Here is a 16019-nt window from a genome sequence, read left to right as displayed (position 1 = left end):
GATGACGTCAGCGCCCCGTCCCCGCACCACCACCCGCGACCCCGAGGAGCTCGGCCGCCGCCTCACCGCCTGGCTCGACGGGCGCCTGCCCGGCGCGCGGGTGGCCGGTCTCGCCGTCCCCGGCTCCAACGGCATGTCCAGCGATACGCTGCTCTTCGACCTGGAGCACCCGGACGCCCCGGTCCGCGGCTGCGCGCTGCGGCTGGCCGCCGACCCCGCCGCGTACACCGTCTTCCCCGTGTACGACATGGCCCGCCAGCACCGCGTGATGCGACTGGTCGCCGAGCACACCGACGTACCCGTGCCGCGCGTGCTGTGGCTGGAGCGGGATCCCGGGCCGCTCGGCGCGCCCTTCTTCGTGATGGCGCGGGCTGAGGGGCGGGTGCCGCCGGACGTGATGCCCTACACGTACGAGGGGAACTGGCTGCACGCCGCGAGCGACGCCGAACGGGCCGCCCTGGAGGCCGAGTCGGTCGCGGTCCTGGCCCGGCTGCACGAGCAGTTCCCGGCGAAGGAGGCGGAGTTCCTGCTGCCGGACGGCCCGGGGGGCTCCGGGAGCCCGCTGCGGCGGCACGTCGAGGCCCAACGCGCCTACTACGCCTGGGTGGTGGACGGACTCGCCCCCTCACCGCTCATCGAGTCGGCCTTCGACTGGCTGGAGGCGCACTGGCCCGCGGACGAGGGACCGGCCGTGCTGACCTGGGGCGACGCCCGCATCGGGAACATCGTCTACGACGGCTTCACGCCCGCGGCCGTCCTCGACTGGGAGATGGCCGCCCTCGCCCCGCGCGAGGTCGACCTGGGCTGGACGGTCTATCTGCACCGCTTCTTCCAGGACCTCACGGTGAGCTTCGGCCAGCCCGGCCTGCCGGACTTCCTGCGCCGCGACGCGATCGAGCGGCGGTACGCCGAACTCACCGGGCACGCGCCCCGGGACATGGAGTTCCACACTCTCTATGCCGCGCTGCGGCACGCGATCGTCATGCTCAGGATCGCGTACCGCCAGGCGTACTTCGGAGAAGTGGAGGTGCCGGAGAACCCCGACGGCCTGATCCTGCACCACGCCACGCTCGCGGCGATGGTGCGGGGACGCTACTGGTGAGGGCCGGGCGCCGCGGGGCTCAGGCCGCGCGGCGCAGCGAGGCCCGCTTGATCGGGCGCGAGCCCGGGCCGCCGACGTGCGAGAACGGCTGCATCCGCCAGTCCAGGCCCTGGGGCAGCGTCAGGAGCAGCGCGGTGTCCTGCTCCTGGACCTCCAGGGTCTCGTCCGCCGGGCTGAGGTCGGCGGCGGGCCGGCCCGTACCGGAGCAGACGGTGAGGACGAAGGGGTTCCACGGCGTCGGGCAGAGCGCGTGCTCCGGCAGGACGTCCTCGTCCGCGAGCAGCGCGATCGGCTGCTCGCAGTCCGGGCAGATCACCCGGAACATCTCAAAGGTGTCGTACGCGTCGAGCTCGCCGGGCATCTCGCCGGACAGGTCGTCGGACGTGTCGACGGAATCAACAGGCTCCTGCATGGAGAATCTCCCCCTCGAACGGGTCGGCCGGATCTGATCGGCCTCGACCACAGCAACCAATTCCCATGCGGGCGGCCGCATAACCGTGAGGCCCTCTCCGAGACCCCGCGAAGCCTGTGTCCTTCGTCACATGCCGCTCGCAGGTGCCTCACGGATGTCCGATCCGTGGCATACAAGCAGCCCCCGGCTGTCCCCCGGCCCCTCCGGGGCAATAGGGTCACCGCATGGAGGAGCTGGATCGTCAGATCGTCGAGTTGCTCGTCAAGGACGGACGCATGAGCTACACCGACCTGGGCAAGGCCACTGGCCTGTCCACCTCGGCCGTGCATCAGCGCGTTCGCCGGCTCGAGCAGCGCGGAGTCATCCGCGGCTATGCCGCCGTCGTCGACCCGGAGGCCGTCGGCCTGCCGCTCACCGCCTTCATCTCGGTGAAACCCTTCGACCCCAGCGCCCCCGACGACACTCCGGACCGGCTCGCCGACATCCCCGAGATCGAGGCCTGTCACAGCGTCGCGGGCGAGGAGAACTACATCCTCAAGGTGCGCGTCGCCACCCCGCTGGAACTGGAGCACCTGCTCAGCCGCATCCGCTCCCAGGCCCATGTCTCCAGCCGCACCACCGTCGTCCTGTCCACCCCGTACGAGGCCAGGCCGCCCCGCATCTGAGCCCCGGCGGCCCGGTGTCCGGGGCCCGCGGGCCTGGTGTCCGGGGTGCGCCGGCCCGATGTTCCGGGGTGCGCCGACCCGATGTCCTGGGGTGCGCCGGCCCGGAACGCGGGGCCCGGCGGACAAAGCGGGTCCCATCAGGTCCTAGCCTGGTGGGATGAGCGCGTACGAACACCGCACCGTGCTGCTGCGCGGTGGAGAAGTCCACAGCCCCGCCGACCCCTTCGCCACCGCCATGGTGGTGGAGCGCGGGCACGTCGCCTGGGTGGGCTCGGAGGGCGCCGCCGACGCCTTCGCCACCGGCGTGGACGAGGTGGTCGACCTTCAGGGCGCGCTCGTCACCCCCGCCTTCGTCGACGCCCATGTGCACACCACCGCGACCGGCCTGGCCCTCACCGGCCTCGACCTGTCCGCCGCCGCCTCGCTCGCCGAGGCTGCCGAGCGGATCCGCGCGTACGCCGAGGCCCGCCCGGCCGACCGGATCCTCATCGGCCACGGCTGGGACGCCGCCCGCTGGCCCGAGCGCCGCCCGCTGACCCGCGACGAGCTCGACGCACTCACCGGCGGCCGCCCCCTCTACCTCACCCGGATCGACGTCCACTCGGCCGTCGTCACCACCGCCCTGCTCGACCTCGTCCCCGGGATCCGCGCGCTCGACGGCTTCCACGACGGGCAGCAGCCGCTCACCGGCGACGCCCACCACGCCGCCCGCGCCGCCGCCTACGCCGCGCTCTCCCCGCGGCAGCGCACCGAGGCCCAGCGCGCCGCCCGGGAGCACGCCGCCTCGCTCGGCATCGGCACCCTGCACGAGTGCGGCGGCCCGGAGATCTCCTCCGAGGACGACTTCACCGGCCTGATGGACCTCGCCCGCAGCGAGCCCGGCCCCCGGATCGTCGGCTACTGGGCCGACCTCGACATCGACCGGGCCCGCGCGCTCGGCGCCCTCGGCGCCGCCGGCGACCTGTTCGCCGACGGCTCGCTCGGCTCCCACACCGCCTGCCTGCACGAGCCGTACGCCGACCGCACCGGCGCCGGCGTGTCCCATCTCGACGCCGCGGCGATCGCCGCCCATGTCGTCGCCTGCACCGAGGCCGGGCTCCAGGCCGGCTTCCACGCCATCGGCGACGCCGCCGTCGACGCGGTCGTCGAGGGCGTCCGTGCCGCCTCCGAGAAGCTGGGCCTGGCCCGCATCCGCGCCGCCCGGCACCGCGTCGAGCACGCCGAGATGCTCAGCCCCGAGTCGATCGCCGCCTTCGCCGAGCTGGGCCTCACCGCCTCCGTGCAGCCGGCCTTCGACGCGTACTGGGGCGGCGACGAGGGCATGTACGCCGACCGCCTCGGCGTCGAGCGGGCCCGCGCGCTCAACCCGTACGCCGCGCTGCTGCGCGCCGGCGTGCCGCTCGCCTTCGGCTCGGACAGCCCGGTCACCCCGCTCGACCCGTGGGGCACCGTGCGCGCCGCCGCCTTCCACCGCACGCCCGAGCACCGGATCTCCGTCCGTGCCGCCTTCACCGCGCACACCCGCGGCGGCTGGCGCGCGGTCGGCCGGGACGACGCCGGCACCCTGGTGCCCGGCGCGCCCGCCGACTACGCGATCTGGCGCACCGGCGAGCTGCTGGTGCAGGCGCCGGACGACCGGGTGGCCCGCTGGTCGACCGACCCGCGCTCCGGCACGCCCGGCCTGCCCGATCTGTCCCCCGGCTCCGAGCTGCCGGTCTGCCTCCGCACCGTCGTCTCCGGACAGACCGTGTTCGCCCGGCCGAACGAGTGATGTAAGGCCGTTCCGTACCGCCGCACGGCTGTTTCCGGGCTCGCCCATTGACCTGCGGATCTTCCCGGCATATCGGCGGAGACCGGTCATCGCCGCAGGTCAAACGGGTGTTGACAGCAGGCCGTCGGCGGCCGGTAGGTTCGGCGCGTCCACCACGGACGTCCGACCGGTTGCAGACCTCCACGCAGGCACCGAACGCCGCCCGCGCCTCGGGGGCGAGGGAAGGTTTTTCCGGCGGAGGGTGCGACCCGGGTGGGGTACCGGCGTTCAGTAGACAACGGCCTCGGCCGATCCGCAGCCAGCGGGTCCCGGGTCGGCCCGAAGGACGCCGGGCCCCGATCCCGCACTCTGTGCGTGGGGCTCGCTATGGTGGGGGCTCGCGTACGTATCCCGAAGGGGCAGTAGTGAACGACGGTGGCCAGAGGCGTTACGGCCCGCTCGGCAAGGCTTTGGTGATCATCCCCACGTACAACGAGGCGGAGAACATCGGGCCGATCGTCGCGCGCGTGCGGAAGGCGGTGCCCGAGGCCCACGTCCTCGTCGCCGACGACAACAGCCCCGACGGGACGGGCAAGTTCGCCGACGAGATCGCCGCCGAGGACGATCACGTCCACGTCCTGCACCGCAAGGGCAAGGAGGGCCTCGGCGCCGCCTACCTGGCCGGCTTCCGCTGGGGCATGGACAACGGCTACGGCGTCCTCGTCGAGATGGACGCCGACGGCTCCCACCAGCCCGAGGAGCTGCCCCGGCTGCTCACCGCCCTCAAGGGCGCCGACCTGGTGCTCGGCTCCCGCTGGGTGCCCGGCGGCCGGATCGTGAACTGGCCCAAGTCCCGCGAGTTCATCTCCCGCGGCGGCAGCCTCTACTCCCGCATCATGCTCGACGTCCCCCTCCGCGACGTCACCGGCGGCTACCGGGCCTTCCGCAAGGAGACCCTGGAGGGCCTCGGCCTCGACGACGTGGCCTCGGCCGGCTACTGCTTCCAGGTCGACCTCGCCCGCCGCGCCGTCGCCGCCGGCTTCCACGTCGTGGAGGTCCCCATCACCTTCGTGGAGCGCGAGATCGGCGACTCCAAGATGAGCCGGAACATCGTCGTCGAGGCGCTGTGGCGGGTCACGGGCTGGGGCCTCAGCGCCCGGGCCGAGAAGGTCGGCAAGCTGCTCGGCCGCAAGTCCTCCTGAGGTTTCCGCGGGACACGGCGGGGCGAGCGGGGCGCGCAGGCCCCGCCCGCCCCGCCGTGCGCTCCGCGCCCGCCGCGGGCTCCGCGCCCGTACTGATCCGTCCTTTACGACGTTCCTGCGGGCGCCCAGGCACACTGGGGACCATGACGACCGGCGCATCTGCTCCCCTCGCCCCCCAGCGCTCCCGGGCGCGCACCTTCCTTCCCCTGGGCATCGCCGCCTGGCTGGTCCTGGAGATCTGGCTGCTCACCGTCGTGGCGAACGCGGCGGGCGGCCTCACCGTCTTCCTGCTGCTCGTGGCCGGCGCCGTGCTCGGCGCGACCGTGATCAAGCGGGCCGGCCGGCGCGCCTTCGCCAACCTCACCGGGACCTTCCAGCGGGCCCAGGAGGCGGCGCGGCGCGGTGAGATGCCCCAGGCCGACGACCGGGCCGGTGCGGAGGACCGCAACGGCTTCCTGATGCTCGGCGGCCTGCTCCTGATGATCCCCGGCCTGCTCTCGGACGCGGCCGGCCTGCTGCTCCTGATCCCGCAGGTCCGTGCGGCCGTCGGGCGGTACGCGGAGAAGCGCGTCGAGCGGCGGATGAGCGCCGCGCCGCCGGGAAGCCTCCAGGACGCCTTCCAGCAGGCCCGCATTCACCGGCCGGACGGCAAGGTCGTGCAGGGTGAGGTCATCCGCGAGGACGCGCCCCAGGCGCCGCGTGAGCCCCGCGACCCGCGTCCGCCGCTGATGCCCTGAGTTCTGCGTCCCCTGAGTTCTTCGCCGATGCGAGGCCGGGCCCGGGCTTCCCGGGCCCGGCCCCGCTCGGGCTCGTCGGCGGGCACTCGGGTTCGCGCTCGGGCTCGTCGGCGCCGGCCGGTGTCGTACGTACGCAGTGCCTGGTCCCGTACGCGGTCACGCGCGAACGCGGACACGGACACGCCGCGGGGCCCGGTACACGGATCGTGTACCGGGCCCCGCGGCGTCATCTGTCGTGGCCGTGCCGGCAATCCTGGGGCGGACTGCCGTCAGGCGGGGTCCGTCAGGCGGACTTCCGGCTGTCGCGCGGATGCACGGCGATGTTCATGGCGCCGGACCGAAGGACCGCCAGCCGTTCGGCCAGCACCTCCTCCAGCTCCTCGCGGGTACGCCGCTCCATGAGCATGTCCCAGTGCGTACGCGCAGGCTTGGCCTTCTTCTCTTCCGGGCCGTCTCCGTCCACCAGGAGCGCCTGGATCCCGCAGACCTTGCACTCCCACTCCGGCGGAATCTCCGCCTCCACCGAGAAGGGCATCTCGAAACGATGGCCCTTCTCGCATGCGTACTCCACGGCCTGGCGCGGGGCCAGATCGATGCCGCGGTCCGTCTCGTAGCTGGTCACCACGAGGCGCGTGCCGCGAAGAGCTCGCTCACTCATGAATCGTGCCTCCCGGGCTTGTCGCCCACAGGACAGGTGTCGCTGTCGTCGTCATCCGGTCAACGTCCGGTCGGCGGTAAAGATTCCCGTTCCCGGTCATGCGTCGCCCGTCGTGCCGCCCGTTTTTGTACCCGCCATCGCCCGTTTTGTCACATCTGGCAGCAGATGTCACCTAACGTCTTCACTAAGTCAGCACGCAGTAACGGTCCGCCTGGCAGGCCAAAGGCGTACACTACCGCCCAATCAGTTCCGCGTCTAAATCCGGGCCGGTACCGGGTTGCCCGCCTCCGCCACCGCACGCCTCACCGGCACCCGCGCGAGCAGCACGGAACCGACGACGAAGAAGATCACCAGGGAGATGATGGCATCCCGGTAGCTCCCGGTCAGCTGATACGCGAGACCGAACACCAACGGACCCAGCCAGCTCAGTCCCCGGTCGCTCATCTCGTAGGCCGAGAAGTACTCCGCCTCCTTGCCGCGCGGCACCAGATGTGAGAAGAGCGACCGCGACAGCGCCTGGCTGCCGCCCAGGACCAGGCCGATCGCCGACGCCAGGCAGAAGAAGGCCACCGGAGCCCCGGCGGGCAGGAAGTAGCCGGCCGCCAGGATCGTCGTCCATACGCCCAGCGAGCCCAGGATGGTCCGCTTCGCCCCGTACGAGCGGGCGAGCCGCCCCATGGCGAGCGCGCCCGCCACCGCGAGGATCTGCACCAGCAGCACCGCCGTGATCAGCGTCGTCTGGTCCAGGCCCAGCTCCTCGGAGCCGTACACCGACGCCTGGGAGATCACTGTCTGGATGCCGTCGTTGTAGATCAGGTACGCGAGCAGGAACGACAGCGTCAGCGGATGCCTGCGCATGTCCCGCAGCGTCGCGAGCAGCTGCTTCCAGCCGCTGCCCACCGCGCCCTCGCCGTGCGTGTCACCCGTCCGCTCGGTCCGCCGGTCGCGCAGCCGGCGGAGCGGCACCAGCGTGAACGCGCCCCACCACAGCCCGGCCGAGGCCAGACAGATCCGCACCGCCATGCTCTCGGAGAGGCCGAAGGAGTCGTGCCCGGAGAACAGGACGAGGTTGAGCACCAGCACCAGCGCGCCCGAGGTGTAGCCGAACGCCCAGCCGCGCGAGGAGACCGCGTCCCGCTCGTCCGGCTCGGCGATCTGCGGCAGGTAGGCGTTGTAGAGCACCATCGAGACCGACAGCGACGCGTTCGCCAGGATCAGCAGGAACGCACCGAGCAGATAGCGGTGGCCGTCCAGGAAGAACATCCCCGTGGTGGCCGCCGCGCCCACGTACGCCGAGGCCGCGAGCAGCGGCTTCTTCCGGCCCGTACGGTCCGCCGCCGCGCCCACCAGCGGCATCGCGAGCACCGCGACGACGATGGAGACCGAGACGGTGTACGCGAAGAGGGAACCGGCCCGCACCGGTATGCCGAGCGGGTGGACGAAGCCGTCCGCGTCGGCCGCCGCCTTGGCGATCGCGGTCAGGTACGGGCCCAGGAAGACCGTCACGACGCTGGTCGAGTAGACCGAGCAGGCGAAGTCGTAGAAGTACCAGCCGCGCTGCTCGCGGCGGCGTTCGGCCGGATCGGCGGCCTGGCCGTCGTCCTGCCGGCCGGTGGTGTCGACGTCGGTCAAGGCCGCGCCCTTTCGCTCGTCCCCGTGGGTCCCCGTTGCGGTGCGCACGCTCAGAACCACAGACCCCGGTCGGTGAGGACGGCGCGCAGCGTCTCCAGATGATCGGTCATGATGCCGTCCACGCCAAGGTCCAGAAGGGCGTGCATACGTTGCGGTTCGTTCACGGTCCACACGTGGACCTGCAGGCCCCGCGCGTGCGCCTCCCGCACGAAGCGGCGGTCCACCACCGGGAGGCCCGCCTGCCGCTCCGGCACCTGCGCGGCGACCGCGCCGGCGCGCAGCGCCGCCGGGATGCCGAGCGAGCGCAGCCGGAGGCCGAGGACACCGGCCACGCCGTACGAGGTCGCGAGCCGCGGCCCGGCCAGCTTCTGCGCCCGGGCGATCCGCGACTCCGTGAAGGAACCCACGCAGACCCGGTCCCAGGCGTCGGCCTTGCGGATCAGCTCGATCAGCGGCACCAGCGCCGACTCGGCCTTCAGGTCCACGTTCCAGCGCGCGTCCGGGAACTCGTCGAGGAGGTCCGCGAACAGCGGCAGCGGCTCCTTGCCCGCCACCCGCACCTGCTGGATCTCCGACCACGGCAGATCCCGGATCTTGCCCCCGGTGTCGGTGACCCGGTCGAGCGTCGAATCGTGGAACGCGACGAGCCGGCCGTCCGCCGTGGTGTGCACATCGGTCTCGAAATAGCGGTATCCGGCGGCGGCGGCCCGCCGGAAGGCGGCCGCGGTGTTCTCCAGGCCGTCCGCCGTGCCGCCGCGGTGGGCGAAGGGGAGGACGGGTGCCGGGTGGTCGAGATAGGGGTGGCGTTCGCGTGTCACGGGCGCAGTATGGCGTGCCCGGGTTACTCGGCGGTAGATGCTTTGAGCTCGGGAACCTGAACACTGGATCCAGGCTCCTGAACACTGGATCCAGAGTTCTGGGCATCGGATCCGAGGTTCTGGATCTCGGATCCAAGCTCCTGGACATTGGATCCAGCGTCCTGGCTTCCGGATCCAACCTCCTGGACATCGGATCCAGGATCCGGCTCCGCCACGGCGAACAGCTTCAGGAAGAACTGCGCCAGCGGGCCGATCGCCAGCGCGTACACCACCGTCCCCACGCCCACCGAACCGCCGAGCAGGAAGCCGGTCGCGACCACCGCCACCTCGATCGCCGTCCGGACCAGCCGGATCGACCGCCCCGTCAGCCGGTGCAGTCCGGTCATCAGGCCGTCGCGCGGGCCGGGACCGAAGCGGGCCGCGATGTACAGGCCGGTCGCGACGCCGTTGAGGACGATGCCGAGCACCATCAGGGCGATCCCGGCCGGCAGGCCGTCCGCCTCCGGCAGGAGCGCGAGCGTGCCGTCCATGGCCAGGCCGATGACGAAGACGTTGGAGACCGTGCCGAGGCCCGGCTTCTGCCGGATGGGTATCCACAGCAGCAGCACGATCGCGCCGACGATGATCGAGACGACGCCGATGCTGAGCCCGGTGCGCTCGGCGATGCCCTGATGGAGGACGCCCCAGGGCTCCAGGCCGAGGCCGCCGCGGACCAGCAGCGCCGAACTGACCCCGTACAGGGCGAGGCCGGCGTAGAGCTGGACGAGCCGGCGGGAGAGGTGCCGGCCGTGGAGACCGGAGGCGATGGACAAGGAAATGCCCCCTTGGGCGATGGTGTGAATCGTGACGTGGGTGAGGACCCGGGTGGTGCGGGTGGACTGGCCCGTGCCACTCTGTGGCGGGAGGCATCACGCCAACCATGGCCAATTCGCGGAAGGTGGACTGATTTCCATGGCCCAGTGGACTTCGGCCGTGGGTGCGGCGCAGCTCGCCCGGCAGCTCCAGGCCCAGCAGGACAGGCCCGCCACGCCCGGCGCCCGCAAGCCGCCCGCCTACCGCGCCCTCGCCGACGGCATCCGGCTGCTCGTCCTGGAAGGACGCGTCCCGGTCGCCGCCCGGCTGCCCGCCGAGCGCGAGCTCGCGCTCGCCCTCACCGTCAGCCGTACCACCGTAGCCGCCGCCTACGAGGCGCTGCGCACCGAAGGCTTCCTGGAGTCCCGGCGCGGCGCCGGCAGCTGGACCGCCGTCCCGGCCGGCAACCCGCTGCCCGCCCGCGGCCTGGAACCGCTGCCGCCCGAGTCCCTCGGCTCCCTCATCGACCTCGGCTGCGCCGCCCTGCCCGCGCCCGAGCCGTGGCTCACCCGCTCCGTCCAGGGCGCCCTGGAGGAACTGCCGCCGTACGCGCACACCCACGGCGACTACCCGGCCGGACTGCCCGCGCTGCGCCAGATGCTCGCCGACCGCTACACCGAGCGCGGCATCCCCACCATGCCCGAGCAGATCATGGTCACCACGGGCGCGATGGGCGCCATCGACGCGATCTGCCATCTCTTCGCGGGCCGCGGCGAGCGGATCGCCGTGGAGTCCCCCTCGTACGCGAACATCCTCCAGCTCATGCGGGAGACCGGCGCCCGGCTCGTGCCCGTCGCCATGGCCGAGGGGCTCAGCGGCTGGGACCTCGGCCGCTGGCGGCAGGTGCTGCGCGACGCCGCGCCCCGACTCGCGTACGTCGTCGCCGACTTCCACAACCCCACCGGCGCCCTCGCCGACGAGGACCAGCGGCGCCAGCTGGTGGAGGCCGCCCGCTCGGCCGGCACCGTGCTCGTGGTCGACGAGACGATGACCGAGCTGTTCCTCGACGACGACGTGCGGATGCCCCGCCGCGTCTGCGCCTTCGACCCGGCCGGCGCCACCGTGCTGACCGTGGGCTCGGCGAGCAAGGCGTTCTGGGCGGGCATGCGGATCGGCTGGGTGCGGGCCGCGCCCGACGTGATCCGCTCGCTCGTCGCCGCCCGCGCCTACGCGGACCTCGGCACCCCCGTCCTGGAGCAGCTCGGCGTCAACTGGCTGATGCGCACCGGCGGCTGGGAGCAGGCCGTGGCCCTGCGCCGCCACCAGGCCCGCGAGAACCGTGACGCCCTGGTCGCCGCGGTCCGCAAGGAGCTGCCGGACTGGGAGTTCGAGGTGCCGCGCGGCGGCCTGACGCTCTGGGTGCGCACCGGGGGCCTTTCCGGCTCGCGGCTCGCCGAGGTCGGCGAGCGGGTCGGCGTCCGGGTCCCCTCGGGCCCGCGCTTCGGCGTCGACGGCGCCTTCGAGGGCTATGTGCGGCTGCCGTTCACGGTGGGCGGCCCGGTCGCCGAGGAGGCCGCCGCCCGTCTCGCCGCCGCGGCCCGCCTGGTCGAGTCGGGCGCCGGAGCGGGCGTCGAGAGCCCCCGCTCCTTCGTGGCCTGACGGCGGCGCACGCGTCGCGTCGTACGAAGAGGGCGGCCGCACCGATCGTGGTGCGGCCGCCCTCTTCCGTGTCCGGGATCCGGGATTTCGTATCCCGTATCCGCTATGCCTGATCGTGGATCCGATATCCCGTGTCCGGGACCGGATATCCGACATCCGACATCCGGGATCCGGGATCCTGGATCCGGGATCCTGGATCCAAGGTCGTGGATCCAGGATGTTGGATCCAGCAGCTCGGATCCGATATCCGATCCACCTCAGCCCTCCGCCGGCACCGGCGACGGCACCGCGGCCCCCGGCTCCTTGCGCAGCGTCGGCGTCGTGTCCGTGTCCAGGTCCGCGTCGAGGTCGGGCTCCGGCGCCGTCGCGATCGTTGCCGTCCGCCGCTCGGGCAGCAGCTCCAGGACCGCCTGCCGGTGTGCCTCGCTCGTGGCGTCGTCGTAGGGGTCCGGGGTGGCCGGGACCTGGAGGCGGAGGACGGGACCGGTGCCGAGGCGGGCGTAGCCGCGGCCGGGCGGGACGTCGGGGACCGGGGTGGTGTGCGGGCCTGTGCCCAGGACCGCGGTGATCTGGTCGGGGGCGGCGGGGCCGAGCACGACGCGGGCGCGGGTGTGGCTGCGCACCGTCTCGGTGAGCGCGCCCACGCTGTCGAACTGCTCCGCGACCACGACGGTGACCTGCGCGGCGCGCCCGTGCCGGAGCGGCAGCTGGAGCAGTTCCTGCGGGTCGGGGCGGCCGTCGGCGGCGGCGAGGTCGCCGAGGACGCTCGGGCGGTCGAGGAGGAGCCACAGCGGGCGGCGGGTGTCCTCGGGGGCCGGGTGGCCGGACTGACGGGCCCGGTTGGCGGCGATCAGCCGGCGTTCGGTCTCGTGGGCGGCCCACTCCAGGCTGGCGAGGGCGCCGGAGAGGCCGCACTCGACGGCGAGCACGCCGTCCCGGCCGACCAGGCACGCGTACTCGCCGGTGCCGCCGCCCTCGATGACGAGGACGTCGCCGTGCGGCAGCGCCTGCAGGGCGATCGAGCGGAGCAGGGAGGTGGTGCCGCTGCCGGGCTGGCCGACGGCGAGCAGGTGCGGCTCGGTGGAGCGGGGGCCGGTGCGCCAGACGACGGCCGGCGCGTCCTCGGTGCCGTCGAAGGCCCGTACCGGCACGGTCCGCTGCACGGCGTCGGCGTCGGTGAAGCCGAGCACGGTCTCGCCCGGCACCGTGACGAAGCGCTGGGCGGCGATCGTGGTGGGCAGGGCGGGCAGCACGCGCATGGTGAGCCGGTTGCCCTCCTCGTCCCAGTCGAAGAGGTACTCGCGGCCGCGCCCCGACTTGGCGTGCAGCAGCTGTTCGACGCGGGCCCGGGCGGCGGGCTCGCCGTCGGTGAAGTACGGGGGGTAGGAGATGCGCAGCCGGGTCAGCCGGCCGTCCTCGTCGAAGGCGTGGTCGTCGAACGCGGCGGCCCAGTCGCCGCCGTGCGAGAAGAGCGGATCGGGGTCCTCGGGCAGCGACAGGTACGGCACCAGGGCCTCGTAGAGGCCCTTGAGCCGGGCGATCTCGGCGTCGTCCGGCCCGGTCTTGACGATCGGGCGCTCACGTCCCTGCCAGGCGGCCGCGCCCATCAGCGCGACGAGCGCGAGGAGCGGTCCGTACGGCACGAGGGCGACGACCAGGACGCAGGCCGCGACCAGGAACAGCGTGGGACCGCGCCGCTCCTTGGGGGTCGCGGCCCACTTGGCGCGCGCGGTCGCGGCCAGCTTCCGCAGACCACGCGAGATGGTGATCAGCGGATGGAGCACGTCGGTGGCGCTGTCGGCGGCCGTGCGCGCGATCTCTCGGCTGCGAGCGATCTGTGCGGTGCCGCTGCTCAGAATGCGGGGGAGTGGTCGCCGGGCCACGTCGTACTCCTGGAGTGGTGGAAGGGGTGGAGAGGCGTCAGAACTTGATCCCGCCGAGGAGGCTGGCGAGGCTCTGGCCGCCGGCGGTGATGCTCGGCGCGATGGCGGTGCCCGCCAGGTAGAACCCGAAGAGGGAGCACACGAGCGCGTGGCTGACCTTGAGGCCGTCCTTCTTGAAGAACAGGAAGGAGACGATGCCGAGCAGGACGACGACTGAGAAGGACAGGATCATGAGCGGTTCTCCTGGTTGAGGGGGACAGTCACGATGAGTCCTTCCAGGTTCACGGCAAGTATCTATATGACTAAAGGTGCAAATGGGTGAATTGCTCGCCTTTTCACTTGACCGGCCGACATCGGGGTCCTTTCCGGGTGGCGAAACGCATCGTTTGAGGTAAGGCGTCCGGTCATCGCGGACCGCGACCATCCTTGCCACGGACGCGCCCCCTCATGTCGTGTCGCGGGCAGTACCCTGTCGATTCACTCGTACGGCCGCGCTTGCCGTGCGCAGGTCAAGCACGAAGGGCGGTTGTGAACGATGAGCGAGAACGAGACCCCGGACCCCGAGGTCGTCGAGCTGGCCTCCAAGGTCTTCGACCTCGCGCGCGCCGGGGACGCGGTGACCCTCGCCGCCTATCTGGACGCCGGCGTTCCGGCCAACCTCAGCAACGAGAAGGGCGACTCGCTCGTCATGCTCGCCGCCTACCACGGCCACGCCGCGGCGGTCACCGCCCTGCTGACCCGCGGCGCCGACGCCGACCGCGCCAACGACCGCGGTCAGACCCCGCTCGCCGGTGCCGTCTTCAAGGGCGAGGACGCCGTCGTCCGCGCCCTGCTGTCCGGCGGGGCGAATCCGGAAGCCGGGACTCCGTCCGCCGTGGACACCGCGAGGATGTTCGGCAAGACCGAACTCCTGGAGCTGTTCGGAGCCCGGTGAACGCGGGCTGAACCCCAGGTGAGACGGTGCCGTAAATGTGGTCGCGGTGGCGAAATGGGTGGGTCATCATGACGTCGGGCCCGCACGGGGCCACCGACGAGAGGCAGAGGAAGATGATCACTGGCAAGCGCAGGACGACGGGCGGCCCGACATGTTGCCGCACGGCCTAGGCGAACAGCCTGACCCGGTTCATCCCGGATACCCCCCGGTCGTGTCGACAGCTTGATGTGAGGCGTCTTCCATGTTCGATCCAGTCATAGCGCCGAGCGGCACCCTGCTCGGTCTGCTGCAGCGGGGCCGCGGCGACGGCACCCTCCACGCGCTCGCCGCGCCACGTGCCGAGGCCCTCGCGGCCCTCAACCACTGCGTGCTCGACGATCCCCGCCAGGACTGGCGGGTCGAGAACCGCTCCCTCTACTACGCCCGGCTCTTCCTGGACCTCGCCGGAGGTCTGGAGGAGATCGAGGCGCACCTCTTCGGCGCCGAGGACCACCTCGACGACGAGGAGTCCAGGACCGGGCTCGCGCTGTCCGTCCTCGGCCACCTGGCCTCGTACGGGCGCCAGGACGCCCTGTTGCTCCTGCGGCGCTACGCCGCCACCGGGACCAACTGGGCCTGGGCCCTGGACGAGCTCGCGCTGCGCGACGACGACGCGGGCCTGCGCGCCCTCGCCCTGCCCGTGCTCGCCCGCTTCCCGGCCACAGCCGAGGGCGAGGCCGAGCTCGGCGCCACGATCCGCGACGCCTACGAGCCGCGGCCCTGGCGGCTGTGGGCCGAGGACCCGCGCGAGTCCGTCGGCGCCCGCATCCGGGCCGCCCGCGAACAGGGCTCCTTCGACCGCTGGCAGCGACAGCTGACCCCCACCGGGCCGCGCCCCGGCTGGAGCGTCCGGGCCGTCCTCGACTGGGCCCAGGAGGGCCACGAGCGCGGCGCCGAACTGCATCTGCCCGCCGCCCGCTGCCTGGCCGCCGTCGCCGCCCCCGAAGACCGCGCGGCGATCCTCGACGCGGCCCGCAGCGGCCCCGACGGCGCCCGCGGCGCCGCCCTGCACTACCTCGCCGAGGCCCGGGACCCCGCCGTCCTCGACCTCGTCGAACTCGCCGTCAACGACGGCCCGCGCGTCGTCGCGGACGCCGCCGTCGCCGCGTACCGGCGGATGACCGGCGAGGCCGCCGTCGACCGCGCCCGCGGCTGGATCCACCGCCCCGACGCGCTCGGCGCCGCCGCCGCCGGGACGCTCGCCTGCCGCGGCGGCTCCGAGGACTCCCCCCTCGTCCTCGGTGCCCTCCGCGAGACGATCCGCTCCCAGGGCCCCGACGCCCCCGCGCTCTACCCCCTCGTCGACGGCGCCGGCCGGCTCGGCATCGCCTGCGCCGCGCCCGTACTGCGCCACGTCTACCGCGAGACCTCCTCCTCCGAGCTGCGCGGCCGCACCGCCCGCGCCCTCGCCGCCACGGACGCCGGCTTCCCCACCGGCTTCGCCGTCGAGTGCCTCTGGGACTGCGAGGAGACCACCCGCGAGGTCGCCGCCCTGCACGCCGAGACCGGTGACGTGCGCGTGGCCGAGCGCCTGCGCCGGCTCGCCGCCGACCCCGCCGAGGAGGCGGAGGTACAGACGGCCGTGCGCAGCCGGATAGGGACGGGCCCGGACCTCGACCGCCAGGTCTGACGGGTCCGAGCACCCCGCTTCCCGCGGTACGCAGGGGGTGGCCGTCTGCGGCCACCCCCGCGCCGCGTGCCGCCGGCAGCCCCCGGGCCCCCGCTCCCGGGGCAAA

15 protein-coding genes are annotated in these 16019 nt (G+C 73.0%); 8 read left to right on the top strand and 7 right to left on the bottom strand.

What is annotated here, in order from left to right; translation table 11 throughout:
- Position 1 precedes the first annotated feature (1 nt).
- Positions 2 to 1102: a phosphotransferase family protein gene (locus ACFYU9_RS26330; protein WP_389346273.1), complete on the top strand. Its 1101-nt coding sequence runs from the start codon at positions 2 to 4 to the stop codon at positions 1100 to 1102.
- Between the two features lie 19 nt (positions 1103 to 1121).
- Here the strand turns inward: ACFYU9_RS26330 and ACFYU9_RS26325 are convergent, their stop codons facing one another.
- A complete protein-coding gene (locus ACFYU9_RS26325; RefSeq protein ID WP_389213005.1) occupies positions 1122 to 1514 on the bottom strand; it encodes a hypothetical protein in 393 nt (130 codons plus the stop codon).
- A gap of 224 nt (positions 1515 to 1738) precedes the next feature.
- Here ACFYU9_RS26325 and ACFYU9_RS26320 point away from each other — a divergent pair, with 224 nt between their 5' ends.
- From ACFYU9_RS26320 to fxsA, 4 genes are all read left to right on the top strand, one after another.
- Positions 1739 to 2179, top strand: coding sequence for an Lrp/AsnC family transcriptional regulator (locus tag ACFYU9_RS26320; RefSeq protein WP_189976755.1), 441 nt, complete (start codon positions 1739 to 1741; stop codon positions 2177 to 2179).
- Positions 2180 to 2336: 157 nt separating this feature from the next.
- The gene (locus ACFYU9_RS26315) at positions 2337 to 3950 is read left to right on the top strand and encodes an amidohydrolase (RefSeq protein WP_389213007.1); all 1614 of its coding nucleotides are present in this window, start codon (positions 2337 to 2339) and stop codon (positions 3948 to 3950) included.
- Positions 3951 to 4354: 404 nt separating this feature from the next.
- Positions 4355 to 5131 carry a polyprenol monophosphomannose synthase gene (locus ACFYU9_RS26310; RefSeq protein ID WP_389213009.1) on the top strand — a complete coding sequence of 259 codons (777 nt, stop codon included), beginning with the start codon at positions 4355 to 4357 and terminating at the stop codon, positions 5129 to 5131.
- A gap of 143 nt (positions 5132 to 5274) precedes the next feature.
- A complete protein-coding gene (fxsA, locus tag ACFYU9_RS26305) occupies positions 5275 to 5868 on the top strand; it encodes an FxsA family membrane protein (RefSeq protein WP_389346272.1) in 594 nt (197 codons plus the stop codon).
- Between the two features lie 283 nt (positions 5869 to 6151).
- Here the strand turns inward: fxsA and ACFYU9_RS26300 are convergent, their stop codons facing one another.
- The 4 genes from ACFYU9_RS26300 to ACFYU9_RS26285 all read right to left on the bottom strand — a co-directional run bounded on the left by ACFYU9_RS26300 (position 6152) and on the right by ACFYU9_RS26285 (position 9788).
- Complete coding sequence (locus tag ACFYU9_RS26300; RefSeq protein WP_389213013.1) at positions 6152 to 6526, bottom strand: RNA polymerase-binding protein RbpA; 375 nt, start codon at positions 6524 to 6526, stop codon at positions 6152 to 6154.
- Between the two features lie 255 nt (positions 6527 to 6781).
- Positions 6782 to 8158 (bottom strand): MFS transporter, encoded by a 1377-nt coding sequence (locus tag ACFYU9_RS26295; RefSeq protein WP_389213015.1) that lies wholly within the window; start codon positions 8156 to 8158, stop codon positions 6782 to 6784.
- A 50-nt stretch (positions 8159 to 8208) separates the two neighbouring features.
- Positions 8209 to 8976: a glycerophosphodiester phosphodiesterase gene (locus ACFYU9_RS26290; RefSeq protein WP_389346271.1), complete on the bottom strand. Its 768-nt coding sequence runs from the start codon at positions 8974 to 8976 to the stop codon at positions 8209 to 8211.
- 23 nt (positions 8977 to 8999) lie between these two features.
- Entirely contained in the window at positions 9000 to 9788 is a 789-nt protein-coding gene (locus ACFYU9_RS26285; protein WP_389346270.1) for a YitT family protein, read from the bottom strand.
- 139 nt (positions 9789 to 9927) lie between these two features.
- Here ACFYU9_RS26285 and ACFYU9_RS26280 point away from each other — a divergent pair, with 139 nt between their 5' ends.
- Positions 9928 to 11427, top strand: a complete 1500-nt coding sequence (locus ACFYU9_RS26280) for a PLP-dependent aminotransferase family protein (protein WP_389213019.1) — start codon at positions 9928 to 9930, stop codon at positions 11425 to 11427.
- A 257-nt stretch (positions 11428 to 11684) separates the two neighbouring features.
- Here ACFYU9_RS26280 and ACFYU9_RS26275 read toward each other — a convergent pair whose 3' ends face one another.
- Both ACFYU9_RS26275 and ACFYU9_RS26270 read right to left on the bottom strand, forming a co-directional pair.
- Positions 11685 to 13310 carry a hypothetical protein gene (locus ACFYU9_RS26275; protein ID WP_389346269.1) on the bottom strand — a complete coding sequence of 542 codons (1626 nt, stop codon included), beginning with the start codon at positions 13308 to 13310 and terminating at the stop codon, positions 11685 to 11687.
- Between the two features lie 37 nt (positions 13311 to 13347).
- Entirely contained in the window at positions 13348 to 13542 is a 195-nt protein-coding gene (locus tag ACFYU9_RS26270; RefSeq protein WP_389213023.1) for a hypothetical protein, read from the bottom strand.
- A gap of 303 nt (positions 13543 to 13845) precedes the next feature.
- On the opposite strand from ACFYU9_RS26270, the gene ACFYU9_RS26265 reads away from it, so the two are divergent.
- Positions 13846 to 14244 (top strand): ankyrin repeat domain-containing protein, encoded by a 399-nt coding sequence (locus tag ACFYU9_RS26265; RefSeq protein WP_389213024.1) that lies wholly within the window; start codon positions 13846 to 13848, stop codon positions 14242 to 14244.
- Between the two features lie 241 nt (positions 14245 to 14485).
- A complete protein-coding gene (locus ACFYU9_RS26260) occupies positions 14486 to 15913 on the top strand; it encodes a HEAT repeat domain-containing protein (RefSeq protein ID WP_389213026.1) in 1428 nt (475 codons plus the stop codon).
- Positions 15914 to 16019: the final 106 nt, after the last annotated feature.

Source organism: Streptomyces sp. NPDC004327, assembly GCF_042873935.1.
In the GTDB taxonomy this organism is placed as follows: Bacteria; Actinomycetota; Actinomycetes; order Streptomycetales; family Streptomycetaceae; genus Streptomyces.
The sequence above is the reverse complement of the archived record's forward strand: the minus strand, read 5'-3'. Positions and strand labels throughout refer to the sequence as shown.

Excerpts from the sequence above, each read along its gene's own strand:
- ACFYU9_RS26320 (WP_189976755.1), top strand. The coding sequence starts at position 1,739 with ATGGAGGAGCTGGATCGTCAGATCGTCGAGTTGCTCGTCAAGGACGGA.
- ACFYU9_RS26300 (WP_389213013.1), bottom strand. The coding sequence starts at position 6,526 with ATGAGTGAGCGAGCTCTTCGCGGCACGCGCCTCGTGGTGACCAGCTAC.
- ACFYU9_RS26270 (WP_389213023.1), bottom strand. The coding sequence starts at position 13,542 with ATGATCCTGTCCTTCTCAGTCGTCGTCCTGCTCGGCATCGTCTCCTTC.
- ACFYU9_RS26330 (WP_389346273.1), top strand. The coding sequence starts at position 2 with ATGACGTCAGCGCCCCGTCCCCGCACCACCACCCGCGACCCCGAGGAG.
- ACFYU9_RS26260 (WP_389213026.1), top strand. The coding sequence starts at position 14,486 with ATGTTCGATCCAGTCATAGCGCCGAGCGGCACCCTGCTCGGTCTGCTG.
- ACFYU9_RS26280 (WP_389213019.1), top strand. The coding sequence starts at position 9,928 with ATGGCCCAGTGGACTTCGGCCGTGGGTGCGGCGCAGCTCGCCCGGCAG.
- fxsA (WP_389346272.1), top strand. The coding sequence starts at position 5,275 with ATGACGACCGGCGCATCTGCTCCCCTCGCCCCCCAGCGCTCCCGGGCG.
- ACFYU9_RS26265 (WP_389213024.1), top strand. The coding sequence starts at position 13,846 with ATGAGCGAGAACGAGACCCCGGACCCCGAGGTCGTCGAGCTGGCCTCC.
- ACFYU9_RS26315 (WP_389213007.1), top strand. The coding sequence starts at position 2,337 with ATGAGCGCGTACGAACACCGCACCGTGCTGCTGCGCGGTGGAGAAGTC.
- ACFYU9_RS26325 (WP_389213005.1), bottom strand. The coding sequence starts at position 1,514 with ATGCAGGAGCCTGTTGATTCCGTCGACACGTCCGACGACCTGTCCGGC.